Source organism: Streptomyces sp. NPDC041129 (assembly GCF_055592265.1).
The window spans coordinates 942,708-959,547 of the sequence record NZ_JBVIYV010000001.1 but is presented as its reverse complement, the minus strand read 5'-3'; the positions used below and the strand labels follow the sequence as shown (position 1 = coordinate 959,547).

13 protein-coding genes are annotated in these 16,840 nt (G+C 71.4%); 9 read left to right on the top strand and 4 right to left on the bottom strand.

Features of this window, described 5'->3' with window-relative positions:
- Positions 1-17: 17 nt before the first annotated feature.
- The 3 genes from ACZ6B1_RS04060 (at position 18) to ACZ6B1_RS04050 (ending at position 5,170) form a co-directional block, all read left to right on the top strand.
- Positions 18-1,238 carry a sensor histidine kinase gene (locus ACZ6B1_RS04060; protein WP_468774739.1) on the top strand — a complete coding sequence of 407 codons (1,221 nt, stop codon included), beginning with the start codon at positions 18-20 and terminating at the stop codon, positions 1,236-1,238.
- Positions 1,235-1,912, top strand: a complete 678-nt coding sequence (locus ACZ6B1_RS04055; RefSeq protein WP_468774738.1) for a response regulator — start codon at positions 1,235-1,237, stop codon at positions 1,910-1,912. The genes ACZ6B1_RS04060 and ACZ6B1_RS04055 overlap by 4 nt, the downstream gene beginning before the upstream one ends.
- 159 nt (positions 1,913-2,071) lie before the next feature.
- Positions 2,072-5,170, top strand: coding sequence for an efflux RND transporter permease subunit (locus tag ACZ6B1_RS04050; protein WP_468774736.1), 3,099 nt, complete (start codon positions 2,072-2,074; stop codon positions 5,168-5,170).
- Between the two features lie 63 nt (positions 5,171-5,233).
- Here the strand turns inward: ACZ6B1_RS04050 and nadA are convergent, their stop codons facing one another.
- Positions 5,234-6,418: a quinolinate synthase NadA gene (nadA, locus tag ACZ6B1_RS04045; protein WP_468774734.1), complete on the bottom strand. Its 1,185-nt coding sequence runs from the start codon at positions 6,416-6,418 to the stop codon at positions 5,234-5,236.
- Between the two features lie 264 nt (positions 6,419-6,682).
- Between nadA and ACZ6B1_RS04040 the strand changes: the two genes are divergently transcribed.
- On the top strand, positions 6,683-7,039 hold the full coding sequence (locus tag ACZ6B1_RS04040; RefSeq protein ID WP_061919812.1) for a HesB/IscA family protein: 357 nt from the start codon (positions 6,683-6,685) through the stop codon (positions 7,037-7,039).
- A 95-nt stretch (positions 7,040-7,134) separates the two neighbouring features.
- On the opposite strand, the gene ACZ6B1_RS04035 is transcribed toward ACZ6B1_RS04040, so the two are convergent.
- Both ACZ6B1_RS04035 and ACZ6B1_RS04030 read right to left on the bottom strand, forming a co-directional pair.
- On the bottom strand, positions 7,135-8,955 hold the full coding sequence (locus tag ACZ6B1_RS04035) for a hypothetical protein (RefSeq protein WP_468774733.1): 1,821 nt from the start codon (positions 8,953-8,955) through the stop codon (positions 7,135-7,137).
- A 101-nt stretch (positions 8,956-9,056) separates the two neighbouring features.
- On the bottom strand, positions 9,057-9,266 hold the full coding sequence (locus ACZ6B1_RS04030; protein ID WP_468774732.1) for a hypothetical protein: 210 nt from the start codon (positions 9,264-9,266) through the stop codon (positions 9,057-9,059).
- A gap of 159 nt (positions 9,267-9,425) precedes the next feature.
- Here ACZ6B1_RS04030 and ACZ6B1_RS04025 point away from each other — a divergent pair, with 159 nt between their 5' ends.
- Positions 9,426-10,400 carry a carbohydrate kinase family protein gene (locus tag ACZ6B1_RS04025; RefSeq protein ID WP_468774730.1) on the top strand — a complete coding sequence of 325 codons (975 nt, stop codon included), beginning with the start codon at positions 9,426-9,428 and terminating at the stop codon, positions 10,398-10,400.
- Positions 10,401-10,440: 40 nt separating this feature from the next.
- On the opposite strand, the gene ACZ6B1_RS04020 is transcribed toward ACZ6B1_RS04025, so the two are convergent.
- Positions 10,441-11,823: an aminotransferase class V-fold PLP-dependent enzyme gene (locus ACZ6B1_RS04020; protein ID WP_468774728.1), complete on the bottom strand. Its 1,383-nt coding sequence runs from the start codon at positions 11,821-11,823 to the stop codon at positions 10,441-10,443.
- 314 nt (positions 11,824-12,137) lie between these two features.
- Between ACZ6B1_RS04020 and ctaC the strand changes: the two genes are divergently transcribed.
- The 4 genes from ctaC to ACZ6B1_RS04000 all read left to right on the top strand — a co-directional run bounded on the left by ctaC (position 12,138) and on the right by ACZ6B1_RS04000 (position 16,827).
- Complete coding sequence (gene ctaC, locus ACZ6B1_RS04015) at positions 12,138-13,103, top strand: aa3-type cytochrome oxidase subunit II (RefSeq protein ID WP_468774726.1); 966 nt, start codon at positions 12,138-12,140, stop codon at positions 13,101-13,103.
- Positions 13,100-14,794: an aa3-type cytochrome oxidase subunit I gene (gene ctaD / locus ACZ6B1_RS04010; protein WP_468774724.1), complete on the top strand. Its 1,695-nt coding sequence runs from the start codon at positions 13,100-13,102 to the stop codon at positions 14,792-14,794. The genes ctaC and ctaD overlap by 4 nt, the downstream gene beginning before the upstream one ends.
- Positions 14,791-15,126, top strand: coding sequence for a hypothetical protein (locus tag ACZ6B1_RS04005; RefSeq protein ID WP_468774722.1), 336 nt, complete (start codon positions 14,791-14,793; stop codon positions 15,124-15,126). The genes ctaD and ACZ6B1_RS04005 overlap by 4 nt, the downstream gene beginning before the upstream one ends.
- A gap of 168 nt (positions 15,127-15,294) precedes the next feature.
- Positions 15,295-16,827, top strand: coding sequence for an MFS transporter (locus ACZ6B1_RS04000; RefSeq protein WP_468774721.1), 1,533 nt, complete (start codon positions 15,295-15,297; stop codon positions 16,825-16,827).
- Positions 16,828-16,840 lie beyond the last annotated feature (13 nt).

Here is a 16,840-nt window from a genome sequence, read left to right as displayed (position 1 = left end):
CCCGTACTGTTCAGCGGGTGAGCACTCTCGAACGCGCCCGGTGCAGCCTCAAGGCCCACCCCCTCGCGCTGGACGCGGCCATCGCGGCGGGCGTGCTGGCGTGCATGGTCGCCGGCTCCTTCGCGGTGCCCCGCGGCGCGAACGGCGTCACCTGGGGCATCCGCTCCCCGGACCCGCTCGGCCTCGTCCTGATGGTCCTCGCCGCCGCCGCGCTGGTCCTGCGCCGCCGCTTCCCGAAGGGCGTCCTCGCCGTCACCGGCACCATCTCCCTGGTCGAGTGCCTCACCGGAGACCCGCGCGCCCCGGTCGCGATGGCCGCCGTCGTCGCCCTGTACACCGTCGCCGCGACCACCGACCGCACCACCACCTGGCGCGTCGGCCTGCTCACCATGACCGTGCTGACCGCGGCCGCGATGCTCGCCGGCCCCCTGCCCTGGTACGCCCAGGAGAACCTGGGCCTGCTCGCCTGGACCGGCATCGGCGCCACCGCCGGGGACGCGGTACGCAGCCGCCGCGCCGTCGTGCAGGCCATCCGGGAGCGCGCCGAACGCGCCGAGCGGACCCGTGAGGAGGAGGCTCGCCGCAGGGTCGCCGAGGAGCGGCTGCGCATCGCCCGCGATCTGCACGACGTCGTCGCCCACCACATCGCGCTGGTCAACGTGCAGGCCGGAGTCGCCGCGCACGTCATGGACCGGCGGCCCGACCAGGCCAAGGAGGCGCTCGCCCACGTCCGCGAGGCCAGCCGCAGCGCGCTCGACGAACTGCGCGCCACCGTCGGCCTGCTGCGCCAGTCCGGCGACCCGGAGGCACCCACCGAGCCCGCCCCGGGCCTCAGCCGCCTCGACGAACTCGCCGGCACCTTCCGCAGCGCCGGACTCCCGGTCGAGGTGGCCCGCACCGACCACGGCACCGAACTCCCGGCCGCCGTGGACCTGGCCGCCTACCGGTGCATCCAGGAGGCCCTGACCAACGTCCGCAAGCACGCGGGCACCGAGGTCAGGGCCGAGGTCAGCGTCGTACGCGTCGGCGGGAACATCGAGGTCACCGTGGTCGACGACGGCGCGGGCGCGGACGGTGAGCCCGGGGACGGCGGCGGGCACGGACTGCTCGGCATGCGGGAGCGGGTCACCGCCGTCGGCGGCACCCTGACCACCGGGCCCCGCTACGGCGGAGGCTTCCGCGTCCATGCGATCCTGCCGGTCACGACCCGTACGACGGCTCCGGGGGAGACCGCATGACGATCCGTGTCCTGCTCGCAGACGACCAGGCGCTGCTGCGCAGCGCGTTCCGGGTGCTGGTCGACTCCGAGCCCGACATGGAGGTGGTGGGCGAGGCCTCCGACGGCGCCGAGGCGGTCCGGCTGGCCTCGGAGCGGGACCCCGACGTCGTCCTCATGGACATCCGCATGCCCGGCACCGACGGCCTCGCCGCCACCCGCCTGATCAGCGCCGACCCCGCCCTCGCCCGGGTCCACGTGGTCATACTGACCACTTTCGAGGTCGACGACTACGTGGTGCAGTCGCTGCGCGCCGGCGCCTCCGGCTTCCTCGGCAAGGGCAGCGAACCCGAGGAGCTGCTGAACGCGATCCGGGTGGCCGCCGGCGGCGAGGCGCTGCTCTCCCCGGCCGCCACCAAGGGCCTGATCGCCCGCTTCCTCGCCCAGGGCGACGACGACGGTCGCGACCCGGCCCGCTCCGAGCGGCTCGGCGCGCTCACCGGCCGGGAGCGCGAGGTCCTGGTGCAGGTCGCCGGCGGCCACTCCAACGACGAGATCGCCGAACGCCTCGAGGTCAGCCCGCTGACCGTGAAGACGCACGTCAACCGGGCCATGGCCAAGCTGGGCGCCCGGGACCGGGCGCAGCTCGTCGTCATCGCGTACGAGTCGGGCCTGGTACGTCCGAGGATGGACTGACCTCCACCCGCGCGTACTGCGCGCGGAGTAGGCACCGGATAAGGAAATGGACCTGGGGGCTACGGAACCGCCTTCCGGCATGGCCCAAGGTGGTGGGGTGGGCGCTCGTCCGCGCCCCGCAGCAGCTTCTGCCGCTCACAGAAGAGAGACCCCTGACCCATGTCCTGGCTGTCGAGGTTCAGCCTCGCGCAACGGGCCCTGATCGGCCTGATGTCGCTCATCGCGCTCGTCTTCGGGCTGATCGCGATACCGCAGATCAAGCAGCAACTGCTGCCCACCATCGAACTGCCCATGGTGTCGGTCATCGCGCCGTACCAGGGCGCCTCGCCCGACGTCGTCGAGAAGCAGGTCGTCGAGCCCATCGAGAACAACCTCCAGGGCGTCGACGGTGTCACCGCGGTCACCTCCACCGCGAGCGAGGGCAACGCCGTGATCATGGCGTCCTTCGACTACGGCAACGACACCAAGCGGCTCGTCTCCGACGTCCAGCAGGCCGTCAACCGGGCCCGCAACCAGCTTCCGGACGACGTCGACCCGCAGGTCGTCTCCGGCTCCACGGACGACATGCCGACCGTGGTCCTCGCCGTCACCTCCGACAAGGACCAGCAGGCCCTCGCCGACCAGCTCGACACCACCGTCGTGCCGGCGCTGAAGGACATCGACGGCGTCGGCCGCGTCCAGATCACCGGCGCGCGGGACCTGCAGATCGCCGTCACCCCGAACGACGCGAAGCTGGCGAAGGCGGGGCTCACCTCCGCCGCCCTCGGCCAGGCCCTGCAGGCGGGCGGCGCGACCGTGCCGGCCGGCTCCTTCGACGAGGACGGCGCCAACCGCACCGTCCAGGTCGGCGGCGGCTTCACCTCGCTGAAGCAGATCCAGGACCTCCGGGTCGGCGGCGAGGGCGTGGACAAGCCCGTGCGCCTCGGTGACGTGGCCACCGTGAAGCAGCGGCCGGCTCCGGCGGACTCCATCACCCGCACCGACGGCCGGCCCAGCCTCGCGGTCAACGTCACCATGGACCACGACGGCAGCGCGGTCTCCATCTCCGACGCGGTCCAGGACAAGCTGCCCGGCTTGCGGGCGGACCTCGGCTCGGGTGCCGAGCTCACGGTCGTCAGCGACCAGGGCCCGGCCGTGTCCAAATCCATCAAGGGCCTGACCACGGAGGGCGCGCTGGGCCTGCTCTTCGCGGTCCTGATCATCCTGGTGTTCCTGGCCTCGATCCGCTCCACACTGGTCACGGCGGTGTCCATCCCGCTGTCGGTGGTCCTCGCGCTCATCGTGCTGTGGACCCGCGGCCTGTCGCTGAACATGCTCACGCTCGGCGCGCTGACCATCGCCATCGGCCGGGTCGTCGACGACTCGATCGTGGTCCTGGAGAACATCAAGCGGCACCTCGGCTACGGCGAGGAGCGCCGGGAGGCCATTATCGAGGCGGTGCGCGAGGTGGCCGGTGCGGTCACCTCCTCGACCCTCACCACGGTCGCCGTGTTCCTGCCGATCGGCCTGGTCGGCGGCATGGTGGGCGCCCTGTTCGGCTCGTTCAGCATCACCGTGACGGCGGCCCTGCTCGCCTCCCTGCTGGTGTCGCTCACGGTCGTGCCGGTCCTGTCGTACTGGTTCCTGCGCGCGCCCAAGGGCACCCCCGAGGACGCCGACGAGGCGCGCCGGCTGGCCGAGGAGAAGGAGGCGAGGAGCCGCCTCCAGCGCTTCTACGTCCCCGTCCTGCGCTTCGCCACCCGTCGCCGGCTCACCAGCGTGCTGATCGCGGTGGCCGTGCTGGCCGTCACGTTCGGCATGTCCGGACTGCTGAAGACGAACTTCTTCGACCAGGGCGAGCAGGAGGTCCTCACGGTCAAGCAGAAGCTGAAGCCCGGCACCAGCCTCGCCGCGACGGACGCGCAGGCGAAGAGGGTGGAGAAGCTTCTCGCCTCCACCGAGGGCGTCAAGGACTACCAGGTCACCGTCGGCTCCTCCGGCTTCATGGCGGCCTTCGGCGGCGGCACCGACACCAACCAGGCGTCGTATCAGGTCATGCTGAAGGACTCGGCGTCCTACGACGACGTGCAGAAGCACCTCGAGGACGGCCTGAAGAAGCTCGACGGCATCGGTACGACCACGGTCTCCGCCGGCGACGGATTCGGCAGCCAGGACCTCAGCGTCGTGGTGAAGGCCTCCGACTCCGGGGCGCTGCGCGAGGCCGCCGAGCGGGTCCGCTCCACCGTGGCCGGCCTGGACGACGTCACCGACGTCACCAGCGATCTGGCCCAGAGCGTGCCGCGGATCTCGGTCAAGGCCAACTCCAGGGCGGCCGCGGCCGGGTTCGACGACCAGAAGCTGGGCGCCGCCGTCGCACAGGCCGTGCGCGGCACGACGGCCGCGAAGGCGGTCCTCGACGACACCGAGCGCGACGTCGTCGTGAAGTCGGCCAAGCCCGCCACCACCCTCGCCCAGCTCAAGGCGCTGCGCCTCGGCCCGGTGAAGCTCGGTGACGTCGCCACCGTCAAGCTGGTGGACGGCCCGGTGTCGATGACCCGCATCGACGGTCAGCGCGCCGCGACCGTCACGGCCCGGCCGACCGGTGACAACACCGGTGCCGTCAGCACCCAGCTCCAGTCGCGGATCAAGGACCTGAAGCTCCCGGCGGGCGCCAGGGCCGAGATCGGCGGTGTCTCCTCCGACCAGGACGACGCGTTCAAGAACCTGGGTCTGGCCATGCTGGCGGCGATCGCGATCGTCTTCATGCTGCTGGTGGCGACGTTCCGCTCGCTGGTCCAGCCGCTGATCCTGCTGGTGTCCGTCCCGTTCGCGGCCACGGGCGCGATCGGCCTGCTGGTGGCCACGGGCACCCCGATGGGCGTGCCGGCCATGATCGGCATGCTGATGCTGATCGGCATCGTGGTGACCAACGCGATCGTGCTGATCGACCTGATCAACCAGTACCGCAGGCAGGGCCACGGCGTCGTGGAGGCCGTGATCGAGGGTGGCCGGCACCGGCTGCGCCCGATCCTCATGACGGCGCTGGCGACCATCTTCGCCCTGCTCCCGATGGCCCTGGGCGTCACCGGCGAGGGCGGCTTCATCGCCCAGCCGCTGGCGGTGGTCGTCATCGGCGGCCTGATCAGCTCGACCCTGCTGACCCTCCTCCTGGTCCCGACGCTCTACGCGATGCTCGAACTCCGCAAGGAACGGCGCGCGAAGAAGAAGGCGGCCAAGCGGGAGCCCGAGTCCGAGGTGCTGGAGCCCGCGGGCGTGTGAGCGAACGAAAGGGCCCGGTCCACGTTCTCCGTGGGCCGGGCCCCGCTGTCTGCCGGTGAACCGTTACGGCAGCGCCAGCATCCGCTCCAGGGCGAGCTTGGCGAACGCCTCCGTCTCCCGGTCGACCTCGATCCGGTTGACCAGGTTGCCCTCGGCCAGGGACTCCAGGGCCCAGACCAGGTGGGGCAGGTCGATGCGATTCATGGTCGAGCAGAAGCAGACCGTCTTGTCGAGGAAGACGATCTCCTTGCCCTCGGGAGCGAAACGGTTCGCCAGGCGACGGACCAGGTTCAGCTCGGTGCCGATGGCCCACTTGGATCCGGCCGGGGCAGCCTCGAGCGCCTTGATGATGTACTCGGTCGAGCCGACGTAGTCGGCGGCGGCCACGACCTCGTGCTTGCACTCGGGGTGGACGAGGACGTTCACGCCCGGGATGCGCTCCCGGACGTCGTTCACCGAGTCCAGGCTGAAGCGGCCGTGCACCGAGCAGTGACCGCGCCAGAGGATCATCTTCGCGGCGCGCAGCTCCTCGGCGGTCAGCCCGCCGTTCGGCTTGTGCGGGTTGTAGAGCACGCAGTCGTCCAGGGACATGCCCATGTCCCGTACCGCGGTGTTGCGGCCCAGGTGCTGGTCGGGCAGGAAGAGCACCTTCTCGCCCTGCTCGAAGGCCCAGTCCAGGGCCCGCTTCGCGTTGGACGAGGTGCAGATGGTGCCGCCGTGCTTGCCGGTGAACGCCTTGATGTCCGCCGAGGAGTTCATGTACGAGACGGGCACCACCTGGCCGGCCACGCCCGCCTCGGTCAGCACGTCCCAGCACTCGGCGACCTGCTCGGCGGTGGCCATGTCGGCCATGGAGCAGCCGGCCGCCAGGTCGGGCAGGACCACCTTCTGGTCGTCGGACGTCAGGATGTCCGCCGACTCGGCCATGAAGTGCACACCGCAGAAGACGATGTACTCGGCCTCCGGGCGCGCGGCCGCGTCCCGGGCCAGCTTGAAGGAGTCGCCCGTGACGTCCGCGAACTGGATGACCTCGTCGCGCTGGTAGTGGTGGCCGAGCACGAAGACCTTGTCCCCGAGCTTCTCCTTGGCCGCGCGGGCACGCGCCACCAGGTCCGGGTCGGACGGCGAGGGCAGGTCGCCGGGGCACTCGACACCCCGCTCGCTCTTCGGGTCGGCCTCGCGGCCGAGCAGCAGCAGGGCGAGCGGAGTCGGCTGTACGTCGAGCTCCTGGGTCTGGGCGGTGGTCACGACACGCACCCTTTCTACTTTTCGTCTAACTGACGCTATCTATCATAGCCGCTTCACGTCACTTTGACGACGTCCATAGTGTCCATGTGACGTGAATCCCGCCCGGGTCGCTCCACGGGCCGCTGTCCGTGTCCACGCGCGTGTGCGAGCATGAAGAGACAACCAGAAACGCGACCACGCGAATGCCCGGCCCGGAATGAATCCGCGGAAACGCCGGTTGCACTCGTCGGCAAGCAGTCTCCGTACAACCCGGGAGAGATGTAGATGTCCGTATCGGACGAGACCACCACCGTCACCGACGGCATCATCCTGACCGACGCCGCCGCGTCGAAGGTCAAGGCCCTGCTCGACCAGGAAGGCCGCGACGACCTCGCCCTGCGTGTCGCCGTCCAGCCCGGCGGCTGCTCCGGCCTGCGCTACCAGCTCTTCTTCGACGAGCGCTCGCTCGACGGCGACGTGGTGAAGGACTTCGGCGGGGTCAAGGTCGTCACCGACCGCATGAGCGCTCCGTACCTCGGCGGCGCCACCGTCGACTTCGTGGACACGATCGAGAAGCAGGGCTTCACGATCGACAACCCCAACGCGACGGGCTCCTGCGCCTGCGGCGACTCCTTCAGCTGAACCGGCCACGGCCTGACGGACGAAGCGGCGGCCCCCTCTCCTGGGGGCCGCCGCTTCGTCCGTCGCGCTCCGTGCGCCGCCGAGTGGTACGGGTCTCAGCGGGCGTTGTGTGCGCGCGGCTCCGCCCGCTTCACCTCGGGGAGCCGCCGGCCGTCGCTGCCGACCACCTCACGGCCGCCGAGCGGGGCGTCGAGGTGCACGCGCTTCGTGTACAGCTTGCCCATGGCGACGCACATCTCGCCCGGCCGCGACCGCTCCGTCACCGTCACGGTCACCCGGCCCGCGCTCTCCTTCGCCGCCGCCCGGTACTCCGAGCACACCCCGCCCGTGAAGCTCACACTCAGCTCACGGCCGTCGGTGCTGTAACCGTCGGCCTTCACGCTCCTGGTCGTCGCGCCCGGCTTCGAGGTCGCCGGCCCGCCCGGCGAGGTCGCCGTGCCGGGGTCGGTGGCCGGGGACTGCTCGACCAGGTACTTCGGGTCGACGGCCGGGTACGCCACCGTGAAGGCGCCGCCCGCCGTCGCGCCCCGCACCTCGAACAGCCATGCCGGCACCAGCACCTGACGGCCGCCGGACGAGCGGGCGGCCAGCCCGAACACCGCCTTCCCCACCTTCATCTCGTCCGCCGCCTTCGGCACCGCCGTCGACCCGCCGCACGGCTGCTCGTCACGGTCCTTCAGCGGCACCGGGCTGGCGCAGCCGCCGATCCCCATGCGGTGGGTGCTCTTCGGCCCCTTGTTCATCAGCTCCAGCGTCCTGGCCGCGCCGAGCACCGGGTACGTGTCGCCCTTGACCGGCGCCGCGAGCTGCCCGTGGCCGCCGACCAGCTCGCCCTTGGCGTCCACGGTCAGGCCGGTCGTCAGGCCGTAGGTGGGCAGACCGCCCACCACCGGATCGGCATTGACCACCCGCTGCGCGCCCATGACCTGACTCGCGTCGATCTTGGCGTCGTCCTGGCCGAGCGCCTTCAGTACCGGCGCCGCCGCCTTCTCGGCGGCGGCCACGCTCACCGGGTCGGCGGCCGGAGCGGCCGGGTCGTGTGCGCAGACGGTCACCTTCCGGCAGTTGTCGGTGCCGGGCGCGTACCGGCTGTAGGTCCAGTCGCCCGGCGCGTCCCGGTTCACCCGCAGGACCGGCCCGGACCCGTCCTTCCCGCCGACCCGCCAGCCGCGCCCCTCGGCCACCGGCGCCCCGTCGACGTCGAGCGCCTCGGCCAGCCGGGCCACCCGCTCCCTGCCGACCTCGCCCCCGGGCTCGTACACCGGTGCCGAGCCGGGGCCGTCCGGCAGCTCGCCCACCGCCACATAGGTCGCGCCGTACGGATTCGGCTCCCCGGGCGCGATGCCCTCCGTACCTCCCCGTGTCCACCCGTCCAGGTGGAGCGGCGAGGGAGTCGCGCCCCCACCGGGCGCGCCGGCGTCCGCACGCTGGCCGGAACCGCCGCCGGCGGCGGCGAGGTACGCGCCCCCGCCACCCACCAGCAGTACGGCCGCGGCGACCGAGACGATCACCGCCCGCGAGCGGCCCCGCCGGGCCCACTCGCCGCCGTCCCCGTCGCCCGCCGGGCCGACGTCACCGGCGTCAGCGTCGGCCGCCGCGCCGATTCCGCCGGCGCCCTTGTCGGCCTTTGCGTGGGCGTCACCGGCGTCCGTGTCGGCCGCCGCGCCGATTCCGCCGGCGCCCTTGTCGGCCTTTGCGTGGGCGTCACCGGCGTCAGCGTCGGCCGCCGCGCCGATTCCGCCGGCGTCCTCGTCGGCCGTCGCGCGGTCGTCACCGGCATCCCTGTCGGCCGCCGCACGGGTCTCACCGGCCGCGCCGTCCGCCGCCTCGCCGGTCCCGGCCCTTCCGCCACCGGAGACCCCCGGCTCGGCGGAGTCCCTGGGATCCTCGGGGTTCTCGGGTCGCTCGGTGTTCACCGCATCGCTCCTCGCTGGCTCGTGTCCCGCGTCCCCGGCAGGGGGGAACGCCGATGGGACGCGCCAGGGGAGCGCACGGTTCCCGCCCGCGCGCGCCCGGCTCAGTCGCCGTAGTCGGACATCGCGTCCAGCAGCCGCGCGGACCGCGCCGGCACCGTCACCCCGTGGATCAGCGACGGCGGCACCGGACGGGAGCCGGCGTGCCGTGGCGGTGCCCAGTGCGGGGCCATCCGGGCGCAGTCCCCGCGCAGCGAGGCGAGGTCGCCTTCGAGATCGGCCGGAGCGGGCGTGTGGACCTTGAGGTTCGTCATGGCGGCACCGTATGCACGTGGGAGCGACGAAGAAAGACCTACTATCAGGTAGTTTTGCCTGCTTCAGCGTCCCGCGCCAACCGGGTAGCGTGAACTGTCAGCCTCTTCCAACGAGCGCTATCGCGCGCCCCCTCTTAACTCCACAGGAGAGTCCACGCCGTGCGCATCGCAGTCACCGGCTCCATCGCCACCGACCACCTCATGACCTTCCCCGGCCGTTTCGCCGACCAGTTCGTCGCGGACCAGCTGCACACGGTCTCGCTCTCCTTCCTGGTCGACAACCTGGACGTCCGCCGGGGCGGCGTCGGCGCCAACATCGCCTTCGGCATGGGCCAGCTCGGCACGAAGCCGATCCTCGCCGGGGCCGCCGGCTTCGACTTCGACGAGTACCGTTCCTGGCTGGACCGCCACGGCGTGGACACCGAGTCGGTCCGGATCTCCGAGACCCTGCACACCGCCCGCTTCGTGTGCACCACCGACGCCGACCACAACCAGATCGGCTCCTTCTACACCGGTGCGATGAGCGAGGCCCGCCTCATCGAGCTGAAGACCGTCGCCGACCGCGTCGGCGGCCTGGACCTGGTCCTGATCGGCGCCGACGACCCGGAGGCCATGCTCCGCCACACGGAGGAGTGCCGGTCCCGGAACATCCCCTTCGCCGCCGACTTCTCGCAGCAGATCGCCCGCATGGAGGGCGAGGAGATCCGGATACTGCTGGACGGCGCGACGTACCTGTTCTCCAACGAGTACGAGAAGGGCCTGATCGAGTCCAAGACCGGCTGGTCGGACGCGGAGATCCTGGCCAAGGTCGGCCACCGGGTCACCACCCTCGGCTCGCGCGGCGTCCGCGTCGAACGCTCCGGCGAGGACCCGATCGAGGTCGGCTGCGCGGAGGAGGAGCGCAAGGCCGACCCCACGGGCGTCGGCGACGCCTTCCGGGCCGGCTTCCTCTCCGGTCTGGCCTGGGGCGTCTCCCTGGAGCGCGCGGCGCAGGTCGGCTGCATGCTGGCGACGCTCGTCATCGAGACGGTCGGCACCCAGGAGTACCAGCTGCGCCGGGGCCACTTCATGGAGCGGTTCACCAAGGCGTACGGGCACGACGCGGCCGAAGAGGTGCGCGCCCACCTCGGCTGAGCGCTCGCACGAAGGAGGGGGCGGGTCTCCCGCCCCCTCGTCAGCTCACCCGGCGGACCAGATAGGCCGAGCCCCGTTCCGCGGGCTCCTCGCCCACGTACTCCTGGCCCCGCATCTCGCACCAGGCCGGAATATCCAGGCGGGCCGCCTCGTCGTCCGACAGGACCCGGACCGTCCCGCCCACCGGCACCTCCCCGAAGACCCTGGCCAGCTCGATGACCGGGATCGGGCAGCGCTTGCCGAGGGAGTCGACCAGTAGTTCCTCCGCCCGTACGGCCGTCACGGGCGCGGCCGCCGGAGCCCCCAGCTTCTCCCGGACGCCCGCCACCACCCCGGGCAGCACCTCCAGGAACCGCTCCACGTCGTCCTCCGCCGTCCCCGCGGGCAGCGACACGCGCACGTTCCCCTCGCTCAGCACGCCCATCGCCCTCAGCACATGGCTGGGCGTCAGCGTGCTGCTGGTGCAGGAGGACCCGGACGACACCGAGAAGCCCTCTCGGTCCAACTCGTGCAGCAGCGCCTCTCCGTCGACATAGAGACAGGAGAAGGTGACGATCCCGGGCAGCCGTCGCTCCGGATTGCCCACCACCTCGACATCCCCCACCAGCCGCGGCACCCGGGCCCGGATCCGCTCCGTCAGCTCCCGCAGCCGCAGCGCCTCCTGAGCCGCCTCGGCCCGCACCGCCCGCAGGGAGGCGGCCGCCGCCACGATCGCCGGCAGGTTCTCGAACCCGGGCGCCCGCCCCGATTCCCTCTCGTCCACCGGCCCTTGCGGCGCGAACCGCACCCCCTTGCGCACGGCCAGCAGTCCGACGCCCGGGGGGCCGCCCCACTTGTGCGCGCTGCCCGCCAGCAGCGACCAGTCGCCCTCGACCGGCCCCCACGCCAGCGACTGCGCGGCGTCCACCAGCAAAGGCACCCCGGCTGCCCGGCACGCCTCGGCCACCTCGACAACCGGCTGCACCGTCCCGACCTCGTGATTGGCCGACTGGAGGCAGGCCAGGGCGGTGTCCGGCCGCAGAGCGGCGGCATAGGCCGACGGATCCACCGCCCCGGCCCGGTTCACGGCCACCCGGTGGACCGAACCGCCCTCCGCCTCGAACGCTTCAGCCGAATGGAGGACCGACGAGTGCTCGACGGCTGACACGATCAGGTGGCGCCCCACCCGCCGCCGCCCGGCCAACGCCCCGGCGACACCCGTGTGCACGGCCCACGTCCCGGAGGGGCCGAAGACCACCTCGTCCGCCCGGCACCCCACGACCTCGGCCACCGCCTCCCGGGCCGCGTCGAGCAGCATCCGCGCCTTCCGCCCCTCCCGGTAGAGCCGAGCCGGATCGGCCCACCCGTCATCGAGCGAGGCCAACAACGCCTGCCGGGCGACGGGATGGAGGGGAGCGGCGGAGGCCGCGTCGAAGTAAGCCACACAGCAACGTTAGAACTCCGGCGGGGCGAGTGACCTCAGGGGTGCGAGGCTGTGTTCATCCGCGGCCGCGCCGAGGGGCGCGACCAGCCACGACGCAGGTCCAGCAGCCACAAACGCACCGAAACCACTCGGGGCGCCAGGCGCTTTCGAGTGACCCGCAGCGCGTATGGCACCCTCCCCGCGAACCCTCGAAGAGCGTCGGCTAGGGTTTGGTCCGCATAAACATCCAAACCCCTGCCCGACGCAGGGCGGCGACCGACCAGCGAGAAGGCCGCAGCCGTACAGCGCGGGCGAGACTCTCGGGAAGGCGCTACGTGAGTCCCAACGGCTCCGACCGCTCGCCGCGGCGCCCGATGCGGCGGAAGCTGCTGCAGGCACTGACCGCGGGCCTGGTCCTGGCGACAGCCACCGGTTGCTCGTACAACTGGGAAGACTTCCCCCGCCTTGGTATGCCCACCCCGACCACGGAAGAGGCTCCGCGGATCCTCTCCCTGTGGCAGGGTTCCTGGGCGGCTGCGCTCGCCGTCGGCGTGCTGGTGTGGGGCCTGATCCTGTGGAGCGCCATGTTCCACCGGCGCAGCCGCACCAAGGTCGAGGTTCCTCCGCAGACCCGGTACAACATGCCGATCGAGGCCCTGTACACGGTGGTCCCGATCATCATCATCTCGGTGCTGTTCTACTTCACGGCCCGGGACGAGACGAAGCTCCTGAGCCTCTCCAAGAAGCCGGACGTCACGGTCAACGTGGTCGGCTTCCAGTGGAGCTGGGGCTTCAACTACATCGAGAACGTTCCCGGCTCGACCGGCAACGCCAAGACCGACCCGAACCTGTCCGCCATTCCGGACCGGTTCAAGGACGCCTTCCCGGCCAACGCCGGCGGTGTCTACGACGTCGGTACGCCGGGCACCCGGAACCCGCAGACCGGCAACCCGGGCCCGACCCTCTGGCTCCCCAAGGGGCAGAAGGTTCGCTTCGTCCTGACCTCGCGTGACGTCATCCACTCCTTCTGGGTGGTGCCGTTCCTGATGAAGCAGGACGTCATCCCGGGCCACACCAACGCCTTCGAGGTGACCCCCAACAAGGAGGGCACCTTCCTCGGCAAGTGCGCGGAGCTCTGCGGCGTCGACCACTCCCGGATGCTGTTCAACGTGAAGGTCGTCTCCCCCGAGCGCTACCAGCAGCACCTCAAGGACCTCGCCAAGAAGGGGCAGACCGGTTACATTCCCGCCGGCATCGCGCAGACGAGCCACGAGAAGAACCGGGAGACGAACAACCTGTGAGCATCCTCAACGAACCCCAGGGTGCCGCGGCAGCTGAGGACTCGTACGAGAACGAGCTGCCGGTCAGGCGCAAGCAGCCCGGTAACGTCGTGGTCAAGTGGCTGACGACCACCGACCACAAGACGATCGGCACGCTCTATCTGGTCACCTCGTTCGCGTTCTTCCTGATCGGCGGCGTGATGGCGCTGCTGATGCGCGCCGAGCTGGCCCGTCCGGGCCTGCAGATCATGTCGAACGAGCAGTTCAACCAGGCGTTCACGATGCACGGCACGATCATGCTGCTGATGTTCGCGACGCCGCTGTTCGCCGGTTTCACGAACTGGATCATGCCGCTGCAGATCGGCGCGCCCGACGTGGCGTTCCCGCGGCTGAACATGTTCGCCTACTGGCTGTACCTGTTCGGCTCGACCATCGCGGTCGGCGGTTTCCTCACCCCGCAGGGCGCGGCCGACTTCGGCTGGTTCGCCTACAGCCCGCTGTCGGACGCGGTCCGCAGCCCGGGTCTGGGCGCCGACCTGTGGATCATGGGTCTGGCCTTCTCCGGCTTCGGCACCATCCTCGGCGCGGTCAACTTCATCACCACGATCATCTGCATGCGCGCTCCGGGCATGACCATGTTCCGCATGCCGATCTTCGTGTGGAACGTGCTGCTGACCGCCGTGCTGGTGCTGCTGGCCTTCCCGGTCCTGGCGGCCGCGCTGTTCGCCCTGGAGGCGGACCGCAAGTTCGGGGCGCACGTCTTCGACGCGACCAACGGCGGCGCACTGCTGTGGCAACACCTCTTCTGGTTCTTCGGCCATCCAGAGGTGTACATCATCGCCCTGCCGTTCTTCGGCATCATCTCCGAGGTCATCCCGGTCTTCTCCCGCAAGCCGATGTTCGGCTACATGGGCCTGGTCGCGGCGACCATCGCGATCGCCGGTCTGTCCGTGACGGTGTGGGCGCACCACATGTACGTCACCGGCGGTGTGCTGCTGCCGTTCTTCTCCTTCACGACCTTCCTGATCGCGGTCCCGACCGGTGTGAAGTTCTTCAACTGGATCGGCACCATGTGGCGCGGCAGCCTCTCCTTCGAGACGCCGATGCTCTGGGTGATGGGCTTCCTGGTGACGTTCGTCTTCGGCGGACTGACCGGGGTCATGCTGGCCTCGCCACCGCTGGACTTCCCGACCTCCGACACCTACTTCGTCGTCGCCCACTTCCACTACGTCATCTTCGGCACCGTCGTCTTCGCGATGTTCGCGGGCTTCCACTTCTGGTGGCCGAAGATGACCGGCAGGATGCTGGACGAGCGCCTGGGCAAGATCACCTTCTGGACGCTGTTCGTCGGCTTCCACGGCACCTTCCTGGTCCAGCACTGGCTGGGCGTGAACGGGATGCAGCGCCGGATCCCGGACTACCTGGCGGTCGAGGGGCTCACCACGCTCAACACCGTCTCGACGGTCTTCTCCTTCCTGCTCGGCACCTCGATGCTGCCGTTCTTCTACAACGTGTGGAAGACGGCCAGGTACGGCGAGCCCGTCGGCGTGGACGACCCGTGGGGCTACGGCCGTTCGCTGGAGTGGGCGACGTCCTGCCCGCCGCCGCGGCACAACTTCCTCGCCCTGCCGCGGATCCGCAGCGAGTCCCCGGCGTTCGACCTGCACCATCCGCGCTTCCCGGCGCCGGAACGGGAGCTGACCGCGCGATGACCGCCGACGACGGCCGGACGCTGGTCCGGGAGATCGAGGGCCATCTGCTGCTCGCCGCCGCACGCGCGGAGGGCCGCGCGGCGGCAACCCGGCTGGCCGCGCGGCTGGACTGGCTCACCGACACCCAGCGGGAGGACCTCGAGCGGCAGTTCGAGGCGGAGTACCTGACGCTGGCCCGCACCTCCTGGCGGCGCACGGCGCGGCGCGCCGAGGAACTGCGGCTGGCCTACGAGAACAGGTACCGGACGCTGCGCCTGCGGCTGGCGGCCTGGTGTGTCCTCGGGTGTGCCCTCGTGGCGGCGACGGGCCTGCTGGTCGTGGCGGCCGCCTAGGTCGTGTCCGCAAGTCGCGTCGTTCGCCCGCAGGGCGGCCGGGCGGCGTCAGGTGCGTGCTCTCGCCGTGCCGGGCCCGGCCTCATCCGTGGTGGTGGCCATGTGTGCGGCGTGCCCGGCGGGGAACCTGATTCGTCCGGGTTCGGGCGGTTGAGAGGAGCGGCCCCTGTGACAGGGTCGGCGTCTGCGGCGGGCGGCCGGGAGCCGGGCGCCCAGGATCCGGACGCCCGCGATGCCGGGTACGAGCCGGACCCGCGCCGGTGGCGGGCCCTGTGGGTCACCCTGGTGGCCGGCTTCATGAGTCTGCTGGACGTGACGATCGTGGCGGTCGCCCTGCCCACCATCCAGCGCGACCTGCACGCCTCCGCCGCACAGGTGCAGTGGGTGGTCTCCGGATACGCCCTCACCTTCGCCCTGGCCCTCGTCACCGCCGGGCGGCTCGGCGACGCCCTGGACCGGCGGCGCATCTTCCTGCTGGCCCTCAGCGCCTTCGTGATCTTCAGCGCGGCCTGCGGCGCGGCTCCCGGCATCACGCTGCTGGTGGCGGCCCGGCTGGCCCAGGGCCTTGCGGCGGGCTTCATGGCCCCGCAGAACTCCGCGCTCATCCAGCAGCTCTTCCGCGGCGCCGAGCGCGGTCGTGCCTTCGGGTTCTTCGGTTCGACCGTCGGTATCTCCTCGGCCGTGGGCCCGATCACCGGGGGCGTCATCCTCGCCCTCGCCTCCGGCGCCCAGGGCTGGCGGTGGATCTTCTACGTCAACGTCCCCATCGGCATCCTCGCGGTGCTGCTCGGCCGGCGCCTGCTGCCCCGTACCCGGCGGTCCGGCCGGGGGCACGTGGACGTGCCCGGGGTCCTGCTGCTGGGTCTCGGCGTGCTCTGCCTGATGTATCCGCTGGTGCAGGCGGACTCGGGCGGCATCGGGCAGCTCTGGTGGCTGTTCCCCGTCGGAGTCGCGGTTCTGGTCGTCTTCGCCGGGTGGCAGCGGCGCCTCGTCGCCCGTGGCACGCAGCCTCTGCTCGATCCGCGGCTGTTCACCACCGTGCGCGGCTACGCCGTCGGGGCCGGTGTCGGCACGCTGTACTTCATCGGCTTCAGCGGCGTCTGGCTGGTCTTCGCCCTCTTCTACCAGCACGGCCTCGGCTTCTCCCCGCTGCGGTCGGGCCTGGCGGTGACCCCGTTCGCGGCCGGCTCGGCGATCACCTCCGTGGTCGCCGGCCGGCTGGTGGAGCGGTTCGGCCGGCTGCTCACGGTGTGCGGTCTCACGGGCGTGGTCCTCGGCCTCGGCGGCACCGCGCTGCTGCTGCGCTACGGGCCCGCGGGCAGCGCTCCCTGGCTCGCCGCCCCGCTGCTGCTCCTGGGCGGTGTCGGCGGCGGGTTCGTCGTCTCCCCCAACATCACCATGACCCTGCGGGACGTGCCGGTGCGCATGGCGGGCGCGGCCGGCGGCGCCCTGCAGACCGGGCAGCGGCTCGGCGCGGCGGTGGGCACCGCGGCCCTGCCCGGGCTCTTCTATCTGGTGCTCGGCAGGAGCCACGACTACCGCGGCGCCCTCTTCGCCGCTCTGGCCGCCGCCCTCGCCGGCATGGCGGCCTCCCTGGCCCTCGCGACGTCGGACTGGCGGCGCGACCGGCGGATACGGGGGCCGCGCCGGAAATGCCCGGACGAGGTCGCCAACACTCCGGTGAACGCCCGGCAGACCTGAGCGGCGTGCTTCG